Source organism: Parabacteroides sp. ZJ-118 (assembly GCF_011038785.1).
Classification (GTDB): Bacteria; Bacteroidota; Bacteroidia; order Bacteroidales; family Tannerellaceae; genus Parabacteroides.
The window spans coordinates 1-9,259 of the sequence record NZ_JAAKDT010000062.1 but is presented as its reverse complement, the minus strand read 5'-3'; the positions used below and the strand labels follow the sequence as shown (position 1 = coordinate 9,259).

Sequence of the window (9,259 nt, the reverse complement as noted above, 5' to 3'; positions counted from 1 at the left end):
CCAAAATCGTGCGCGGGTGCACCGATTACAGCAGCATGCTCCCCATGAACATGGGTTTGAGTACTAATAAATACTAAATGTTTAATGAAAACAAAATCAGGGGATAGAAGCTAACAGCCATTGAATCCGTGATTTGCAATTTCGTCCGGCTGTGCTTGGACGCTTACGAGGCGGTGAGCAAGATCGAGGATTATCACAGCCACAACACGCACCGCCTCGATGTGGAGGGGATGACCATCAATTGAAAGGAATGGAAGTGGGTCTTGACGAGTGACACACCTGCCATATCCACGATTGCCTCGACATACGTTGCAAGTGTGACTGCGTATTGTCAAGGAATAGATACCTCTTCTTATTAGCACACGACTATTTAATCATGTATTCATGTTTTTTCAAGAGGGTGATTGACATCCTCGTATCCGGCTGCGCCCTGTTGGTGCTGGCCGTGCCGTTAGCGCTGATCACCCTGTGGTTGCACTTCGCCAACAAGGGTGCCGGTGCGTTCTTCCTCCAGGAGCGGCCGGGCAAGGGCGGCAAGATCTTCAAAGTTATTAAATTTAAAACGATGACCGATGAGCGTGACGCAGACGGGAGTCTCTTGCCCGATGCGCAACGGCTTACAAAAGTAGGTCGCTTTGTTCGCTCCACTTCTATCGATGAGTTGCCGCAGCTATGGAATGTGTTCAAAGGCGATATGTCGCTCATCGGACCGCGTCCGTTGACCACGGTATACTTGCAGCTGCTCAACGATTTCCAGTTACGGAGGTTAGAAGTACGCCCTGGCATAACGGGTTGGGCACAAGTTCATGGTCGCAATCACTGCAAGCTGAGCAAGAAGTTTGAGTACGACGTTTGGTATGTTGACAATTACACGTTCCTTAACGACGTGAAGATTATATGGCTTACCGTGAAGAATGTTATCAAGCGCTCCGATGTGGGCGAAGGCTCCGGCGATATGAAGGATATCGACGATCTCGGTTTCCTGCCAAAGGTTCTTGAGCTTCAACGTAATGTCTCTAAAAAGGTGTGACGGCAGTTAATCTTATATTTGAGCAATCATGCAAAAGGAAATAGGAAGCAATTTCTGGCTTGCGCCTGATGAGACTATGCCACTGGAGATTGCATCGTCTCTTTCGCCTGCCGTGTTCGGCCTTGGCGGTAATGACTATACATGGACATCGACCGGACGTTCGGCAACTTCTTTGGTTATTAGGACTATTGAAAATCGGCACCCGGATATTAACAAGACCGTTTGTCTGTCGCCGTTTACATGCCATACCGTATTCGAACCTTTTGTGAAGGCCGGCTATCGTGTAGTGACTTACCCAATCGACAAATCTCTCGCATCGAACTGCGAGGAGATACTGGAATGTGTGTTAAGGTGCGATGCCGGCATTGTTCTGTTTCACCGTTATTTCGGCTTCGACACGGTGGCCGGATTGGACAGACTTATCACGGAACTCAGGGCAAGAGGCATTGTGTCGATTGAAGACTGTACTCAGTCGCTTTACAGTGCTTTCGATGCATCTGACGCCGACTTCTATGTGGCGAGCATTCGCAAGTGGTGCGGTGTGCCCGACGGTGGCTTCGCGATTTGCCGTGACTGTCATCTTGTTAATAAACCTACTGAAGCTGACACGGACTTGTGCGATGCAAAGGTAGAAGCTTCTATGATGAAGTACCGCTGGATATCCGACAACATAGGTGATAAGGACGATTTTCTTGCAGCGTATCGCAATGCTGAAAATATTCTTGCCGCGCAGCAAAGCGTCTATTCAATCAATGACTTGAGCCTCACTATCCAGCAGAGACTCGATGTAAACGCGCTGAAAGATAAACGCAGACGCAATTTCAAAGCGTTGTTGGTCGGCATCAATGGGCTCGACGGCATAACTCCCATTTTCTCCGAAATTCCACCCGAGGTGACACCTCTGTATTTCCCTGTTTATTGTGCAGACCGAAGCAAGGTGCAGAAACTGCTCGCCAGCAATAGCATATATGCACCGGTCGTATGGCCCAAGGCTGACAACTGTCCTGACGTCTGCTCTGAAGCCGATGAAATATATGATCACATTCTTTGCATTCCAATCGACCAGCGATACGATGATGAGGATATGGAGAGGATAATAGGTGTTCTTAAATCTGACACGCTGTGGACCGGCTGGATGACATGGGAACAGATTGTGCCGTTCAAGGAGCAGCTGATTGATTGGGAGCTGGAGGTAATGGTGAAGTACCATTATCCCGACAAAAAGATAAGCCGCGACTATCCCGCTTCGAGAGTGGAAAATCTAAAGTCATATCTGGAGTCGGGAAACACATTCTTCTGGGGTGCGATAAAAGACAACAGGCTGCTCGGATATTATTGGGCCTATGTCACCGACTTCTTGGGATATAAAAGATGGCAAAGCCGGTCAAGTTACACCTGCGAGAACGCGCGAGGCAATGGCATAAGTAAGAAGGCGCATCAGGCCGCTATTGAAAAGGCTCTCGAAATCGGTTGTGACGAAGCCGTTTCTTCGTATGCTCATTTTAACAGAACCATGGCCCATATATATGAAAACCTTGGCTATGAGCCTTCGCGCATCGAGATTGTAAAGAAATTGAGCAAAGATGAAATACCCCCCCCCCGTTTTGTAGATAACAGGCTTGATAACAAGAAAATACAAAGCGGCTGGATGACATGGGAACAGATTGCGCCGTTCAAGGAGCAGCTGATTGATTGGGAGCTGGAAGTAATGGTGAAGTACCATTATCCCGACAAAAAGATAAGCCGCGACTATCCCGCTTCGAGAGTGGAAAATCTAAAGTCATATCTGGAGTCGGGAAACACATTTTTCTGGGGTGCGATAAAAGACAACAGGCTGCTCGGATACTATTGGGCTTACATCTGCGACACCGATAATGAAAAGACTTGGGAGATACGGTCGAATTACATAAGCGAGAAAGCCCGGGGATATGGTCTCGGAATGCTTTCTTACATAAGCGGATTGAGAAAGGCAATCGCCGAGGGTTGCAAGAAATCGAGGTCTATGTATGCCTCTTTTAATAATGTGACAGCTATGATTTACAATTGCTTAGGATATGAGATTACTAATATTGAGGTTGCAAAAAAACTGTAATCAATGAGTAAAAAATTGGCAATTATCGGCGGGGGTATTATGGCTTCTGCCTTTGGTGGTGCATGCCATCGTATCGGCTATGAGAGTCACTACTTCACTTTGCCGGACGGTAAGGTCAGTGGCGACGATAAGCCCGACTATTACCATAATGTAAATATCTTCGACATCGAACGTATAGTCGAAACCTGCAAGGAGGTGGGAATAGACGGTGTTGTGGCTACCACGGAGCTTACTGTTCCTGTCACCGCCAAGGTCGCGGCAGACTTAGGTCTCTTGGGCAATCCGGTAGATGTTGCCCAGGTGATAACAGACAAGTATCGTAATCGTCGCTGCATAGATGGTTTATCTACTCTCCACTCGCCAAAGTATGTGGAAGCTACTTGTATGGATGACATTATCAATGCAGAACTGGAATATCCAATAATACTGAAACCCATTAACTTGGGTGGAAAACGTGGATTATCGGTGGTAGAAAACCCGCAAGATTTGGCAAAAGCGTTTGATTATGCGGCATCGAGTTTCCGCAAGGGTACTGCTCCGACAATGATTGCTGAAGAGTTTTTGTACGGTGGCATGGAGTGCAGCGTGGAAAGTATTTCCTACAATGGTAAACACACTATAGTTCAGATAACGCAAAAAGACAGCGGCGGTGCTCCGCATTGCGTGGAGTTGGGCCATCATCAGCCGGCTCCATTATCGGATGAGGATTGGCAAAAGGTTGTGTGCGGAGTGAGCGACGGACTGACCGCTATCGGACTCACAAATGGTTGCTGCCATACAGAGATTAAAATAATTGACGGCAAGGTGTATTTGATAGAGTTTAATGCCCGTCCGGGAGGAGATCATATTTCGCACCCGATGATAATGCTCAGCACGGGGTTTGATTTTTTCCAAGCTCTTGTTAAAGCAGCAATGGGAGAACTTGAACCTATTGATACTTCAAAGTTTGCTCATCGGTATTCTGGGTTATATTACATCGTAAAGCAGACTGAATACCTTAAACCAATCTTTGACAACTGTCAAAATGCGACATGGTGTGTTGAGAAGCACTTCGTAACAGACAACTTGACCGAGCTTACCCATAACGACCTTGAGCACACTAACTATATGATATATTCATCAGACGAGTGTGACCCGGTTGCCAAGATCATTGATTCGCAAACAAAGTAACATATCTGTTATTGTTTATGGTTAAACTGTTAACAATAGGAGACTCTCTTGGATGGGATGAGATTGTCAAATCATTTCCCAATTATGATGTTTATTATCTTAGCGGCTATGTAAAGGCGTTCAAGATACATGGCGATGGCAATCCGGCACTGTTCTATTATTCTGATGATACGGGTGGACGAGCAATATGTGTGTTGATGCTCCGCGATGTTGCTAAAGATTCATTATTCAAGGATACAATTCCGGAGAATACATATTTTGATGCGGTTACTCCATACGGTTATGGCGGTTTTATCTTCGACGGGGAGGTAGACACAAAGAATCTCGCGAATGAGTTCAGGCAGAGTCTAAAAGAACTACATGTTAATTCCGTGTTTTTCCGTTTTCACCCGGTGCTTGATAATGCGAAAGATTGCGGAGATATTGTAACTATTATTCCTTTGGGCAAAACAATAACGTTGGATTTGACCTCTCCGGACATTATTTGGGAAAACATTATCAGCAAAAATCGGAATATGATTCGCAAGGCTGAACGGTCAGGCGTAGAAATTTATCATTCCTCTGACCCAAAGCTATTCTCATCGTTCAAAGAGATCTATGATGCTACAATGAGAGGCGACAATGCAGAGGAGTATTATTTCTTTGAAGATAAATTCTACGAGTCTATCGCACATGATTTAGCCAGGAATTACGAAATCTTTTATGCAACACATGAAGATAAGATAATTTCCATTGCGATTATGATATTTGCCAATAATCAGATGCATTATCATCTTTCCGGTTCATTGCGAGAATATAGGTCTTTAGCCCCGAGCAATCTTCTTTTATACAAAGCGGCTCTATGGGGATATGAACAGGGATTCAAGACATTCCATCTTGGAGGAGGTGTCGGTTCCGGTGAAGATCCGCTTTACAAATTTAAAGCCGCTTTCAATCGTAATTCAGATTGCAGATTCTCGATTGGCAAATCTATCATTGACAATGAAGATTATGAATATCTATCAGGAGTGCGAGGCTTCTCGGCTGACGAAGCTGCATCTATTTCATATTTCCCTCAATATCGAGGTAACAAGTGATATTCTGCACCCTCCTGAGCCGCAGGATGACATATAACAACGAAATCATCTGATTTATATATGCGAGACAGACTATCACTTTACCCGGCGTACATCTTAGGCAAACCACAGAACCCTGGCATATTACGATTTGCCGAAAAAGGTACGGAAGTTGTATAGGTCGGGGGCGATGCTCTCTCCGTCATAAATCAATGAGCAGTCGGTAATCTTTGTTCCTAATTTCTCTTTGAGGTATGATATGTTGGCCATAAACTCCGAGCGGTATGTCATCGCCGACTTGACTTCGAATAACCGTAGTCCGGAAGCGGTTTCCTCTACTATATCGACCTCTTTTCCGGAGTTTTCTCGATAGAAGTACAGCGTTGGCCGACGTGCTTTGTTATACGATTGTTTCACCATTTCCGACATTATCAAATTCTCGAATATTGCCCCTCGCAGGGGATGTGTCGCTATCTGTTTAGCGTCACTGATCCCAAGCAGGTACGTCATCAGTCCGGTGTCGTAAAAGAATAGCTTTGGCTTTTTTGTCAGCCGTTTGCCTATGTTGGCATAGTAGGGATGTACTGTAAAACATATATATGATGCTGCTAAGATACTGAGCCAATCGGCGATGGTGGGACTGCTGACACCCACTTCGGTTGCCAATGCCGACATATTGAATTCGGTGGAAGCCCGTCCGGCACAGAGTCTGATAAAATGTTCGAACCGGTTCAGGTTCTTGACTTTGAGCAAATCGCGTAAGTCACGTTCAATATATGTACTGAAATAACTTTCGTAGAATAAATCAACCGGGTTGTTGTTGGCTATTACGCCAGGATATAATCCGCTAAATAGTATCGCGTCAGTGGCTTGCGACAGATGCTGTGCAGGAATCTCCGATAATGAAAGCGGAAGAAGCGTAAACACGGCTACTCTGCCGGCCAAAGATTGGCTTATGCTTGACATTAGCGCAAAATTTGAGCTGCCGGTAAGCACATATCTCAACTCCGGATTTTCATCTACATTCGCCTGTATCACTGACAATATCTCGGGAACCCGGTGTGCTTCGTCTATGATGACGTTGCTCCCGAGCGAGGCAATGAATCCCTCGGGGTCATCGATGGCACGTCGTTGTGCTGTAATAACCTCCAGATTCACAAAATTGTATTCCGGGAACAGGTGCTTGCAAAGAGTGGTCTTGCCCGACTGACGTGGTCCGGTAATGAGTGTTACCGGGAAATACAAATGGGCCTCATTCACTTTATTGGATAATTGACGTGGAATAAATGACATTTGTTTCATGCTGTTTTAAAGTGCAACTTTAATTTTGCACAAAGTTACCAAAAGTGTTTCATATTCACGCTATTTGCCTCAATAAAAAGATGAGAAAAGACACTTTGACGATTACCGAAAATGGTGTGGCCATGCTTAGTAGTGTGCTTCGTTTCAATGCGTCGTTTCATCGCTACAATGGAGTGCTTACCTTAAATTACGCGGTAGATGTCGCGGATGTTGACGACCATGCTTCCCATCGTAGTGCCGTCGTAGATGACTGTCTTTGACACGACTCCGTCTATTTCATCGGCCAGTCGGTCCATGTTTCTCGAATAGCCGGGCTGAATGGTCTTGCCGGCCTTTATTTCGTAGAGATGCATGCCGTCTGACTTGGTGATGATGGCATCGACCTCTTTCCCTGAATGTTCCCGGTAAAAGTTGAGATTGTGTTTGAATCCGGTATTCACAAGCCCTTTAGTAAGCTCTCCCATGACCATGTTTTCGAAGATTGCCCCATAATGATTGTGGCGCTGTAGCGCATCTTTACTGTCGATGTCGAGAAGGCTACACAAAAGTCCGGTATCGTAAAAGTAAATCTTGGGCATCTTTGTGAGCCGCTTGTTGATATTTGCGTAATACGGCGAGACAAAATATACGATGTAGGATGCTGCAAGTATGGATATCCATTCCCTGATAGTCGTGGCACTGACGCCCACTTCGTTCGACAGTGCGGCGGCGTTGACTTCACTGCCGGCGCGTGCCGCAAGCAAATGTACAAATTTGTTGAACGGCAACAGGTTTCTAATCTTCAGCAATCCATATACGTCCCGTTCAACGTATGTGTTGTAATAGTTATTGAAAAATATCCCGGGAGGTATTTCGTCGGCTATGACACCGGGATACAGCCCATTGTGCAACAGCTCTTCGGTGGGCCGGTTTAATTGCGCTTGATTGAGTTCTTGCAATGATAACGGCAATAGGGTGAACACGGCCGTACGACCTGCGAGCGACTGTGTCATGGTCTTCATTAGCGAGAAGTTGCTGCTTCCGGTAATTATGTAACGCCTTGATCGGTCTTCGTCTACTTTTACCTGAATCATTGACAAAAGATCAGGTGCGTGCTGTACCTCATCGATTATCATTTTGGGTCCGTTGTCTTCGAGGAATTTCGCAGGGTCTGTCAAGGCTGTCGCACGTGTGATTACATTTTCAAGGGTCAGATATTCGTAATCAGGAAAAAGATGTTGACACAGTGTGCTTTTACCGGATTGTCGAGGACCGGTTATTGTAATCACCGGGAAATACCGGTGGGCTTCCATGACCTTCTCTGATATTTGCCTGTGAATATACTTGCCCATAGTTGCGAAATTCATAAGTTATACTTTCGTTTTGCAAAGTTACAACAAGGATTTTGAATTCCAAAGAAATATGAGAAAAGACAGAATATCGCCTTGCCTGGACGCTTATTGCGCTTAGATCTCTCTGAAGTTCACGGCGATATTGCCGATAGTCTCGCCGTCGTAGATGACCTGCAATACGCCCCCCATGTGACGAAGGCTGAGCAAAAAAGTAGGTTAGGAGACTTGCGCCACGCACCTAAGATACTTTGCCAACGTACCTAAGATACTTGGGGGATGGACCTAAGATACATTGCCCAAGTATCTCCCTTTATATTCGAAAGAACAGTTTCGTCGGCATGAAGTTCGGCCGGGAATCACGGGATGGGCGCAGGTGAATGGTCGTAACAACATTTCGTGGACAAAGAAGTTTGAGCTGGATGTGTAGTAGAGGTGATCATACCTTTGACGAAATAAATAACATCAGTAAATCTGACACTTAATGAGAGGTTGAGTCAATTCTAATTATCTATCATAACAATGAACAAACGTATTTACTTGTGCTTGGCTCACATGAGTGAGACAGGCATGGAACAGAAGTATATCAAAGAAGCCTTTGATACCAACTGGGTGGTGCCTTTGGGGCCGAACGTGAATGGATTTGAGAAGGATCTGGAGGTGTTCGTGGGTGAGGATAAACATGTGGTGGCTTTGTCTGCCGGTACGGCGGCGGTGCATCTGGCGCTGATTGCCTGTGGAGTAGGGCCGGGCGACGAGGTGATTGTGCAGTCGTTTACGTTCTGTGCGTCCAGCCATCCGATTACCTATCTTGGCGCAACGCCGGTGTTTGTGGACTCGGAACGGGATTCGTGGAATATGGATCCGGAATTACTCGAAGTTGCCATCAAGGACCGCATTGCCAAGACCGGACGCAAGCCGAAGGCGATTATCCCCGTGGCGCTATATGGTATGCCGTACCAGATAGGGCGCATCATGGAGATTGCCGACCGCTATGAGATACCGGTTATCGAGGATGCGGCGGAGGGCTTTGGCTCTCGTTATGATGGACGTATGTTGGGTACGTTTGGGAGATTCGGGGTGCTGTCGTTCAATGGGAATAAGATGATTACGACCAGTGGCGGCGGCGCGTTGATCTGTCCGGACGAGGCGGCCAAGCAAGAGATCCTGTTTTACGCTACGCAGGCTCGGGAGGCTTATCCGTATTACCAGCATGAGCGGATCGGGTACAATTACCGGATGTCGAATATTTGCGCGGGTATCGGGCGGGGTCAGATGACGG

At 46.2% G+C, this 9,259-nt stretch carries 8 protein-coding genes and 1 pseudogene; 7 read left to right on the top strand and 2 right to left on the bottom strand.

The window, feature by feature from the left end:
- Window positions 1-128: 128 nt before the first annotated feature.
- From G7Y39_RS13940 to G7Y39_RS12630, 5 genes are all read left to right on the top strand, one after another.
- Window positions 129-245 carry a hypothetical protein gene (locus G7Y39_RS13940; protein ID WP_370520377.1) on the top strand — a complete coding sequence of 39 codons (117 nt, stop codon included), beginning with the start codon at window positions 129-131 and terminating at the stop codon, window positions 243-245.
- Window positions 246-376: 131 nt separating this feature from the next.
- The gene (locus G7Y39_RS12645) at window positions 377-1,030 is read left to right on the top strand and encodes a sugar transferase (RefSeq protein ID WP_165157806.1); all 654 of its coding nucleotides are present in this window, start codon (window positions 377-379) and stop codon (window positions 1,028-1,030) included.
- 28 nt (window positions 1,031-1,058) lie between these two features.
- Entirely contained in the window at window positions 1,059-3,122 is a 2,064-nt protein-coding gene (locus G7Y39_RS12640) for a GNAT family N-acetyltransferase (protein WP_165157805.1), read from the top strand.
- A gap of 3 nt (window positions 3,123-3,125) precedes the next feature.
- Window positions 3,126-4,292 (top strand): acetyl-CoA carboxylase biotin carboxylase subunit family protein, encoded by a 1,167-nt coding sequence (locus G7Y39_RS12635; RefSeq protein ID WP_165157804.1) that lies wholly within the window; start codon window positions 3,126-3,128, stop codon window positions 4,290-4,292.
- A gap of 17 nt (window positions 4,293-4,309) precedes the next feature.
- Window positions 4,310-5,368, top strand: a complete 1,059-nt coding sequence (locus G7Y39_RS12630) for a GNAT family N-acetyltransferase (RefSeq protein WP_165157803.1) — start codon at window positions 4,310-4,312, stop codon at window positions 5,366-5,368.
- 123 nt (window positions 5,369-5,491) lie between these two features.
- Here G7Y39_RS12630 and G7Y39_RS12625 read toward each other — a convergent pair whose 3' ends face one another.
- On the bottom strand, window positions 5,492-6,640 hold the full coding sequence (locus G7Y39_RS12625; protein ID WP_165157802.1) for an ATP-binding protein: 1,149 nt from the start codon (window positions 6,638-6,640) through the stop codon (window positions 5,492-5,494).
- 191 nt (window positions 6,641-6,831) lie between these two features.
- Complete coding sequence (locus tag G7Y39_RS12620; RefSeq protein ID WP_165157801.1) at window positions 6,832-7,995, bottom strand: ATP-binding protein; 1,164 nt, start codon at window positions 7,993-7,995, stop codon at window positions 6,832-6,834.
- A 277-nt stretch (window positions 7,996-8,272) separates the two neighbouring features.
- Here G7Y39_RS12620 and G7Y39_RS12615 point away from each other — a divergent pair.
- Together G7Y39_RS12615 and G7Y39_RS12610 are read left to right on the top strand one after the other, a co-directional pair.
- Window positions 8,273-8,404 (top strand): annotated as a pseudogene (locus G7Y39_RS12615) (sugar transferase); the annotation flags it as partial.
- A 95-nt stretch (window positions 8,405-8,499) separates the two neighbouring features.
- The coding region (locus G7Y39_RS12610) for a DegT/DnrJ/EryC1/StrS aminotransferase family protein (RefSeq protein WP_165157800.1) at window positions 8,500-9,259 on the top strand (760 nt) is incomplete at its 3' end.

Bases quoted from the DNA above. Each gene is read 5' to 3' on its own strand.
- G7Y39_RS12630 (WP_165157803.1), top strand. From the start codon at position 4,310: ATGGTTAAACTGTTAACAATAGGAGACTCTCTTGGATGGGATGAGATT.
- G7Y39_RS12625 (WP_165157802.1), bottom strand. From the start codon at position 6,640: ATGTCATTTATTCCACGTCAATTATCCAATAAAGTGAATGAGGCCCAT.
- G7Y39_RS12635 (WP_165157804.1), top strand. From the start codon at position 3,126: ATGAGTAAAAAATTGGCAATTATCGGCGGGGGTATTATGGCTTCTGCC.
- G7Y39_RS12645 (WP_165157806.1), top strand. From the start codon at position 377: ATGTATTCATGTTTTTTCAAGAGGGTGATTGACATCCTCGTATCCGGC.
- G7Y39_RS12640 (WP_165157805.1), top strand. From the start codon at position 1,059: ATGCAAAAGGAAATAGGAAGCAATTTCTGGCTTGCGCCTGATGAGACT.
- G7Y39_RS12620 (WP_165157801.1), bottom strand. From the start codon at position 7,995: ATGAATTTCGCAACTATGGGCAAGTATATTCACAGGCAAATATCAGAG.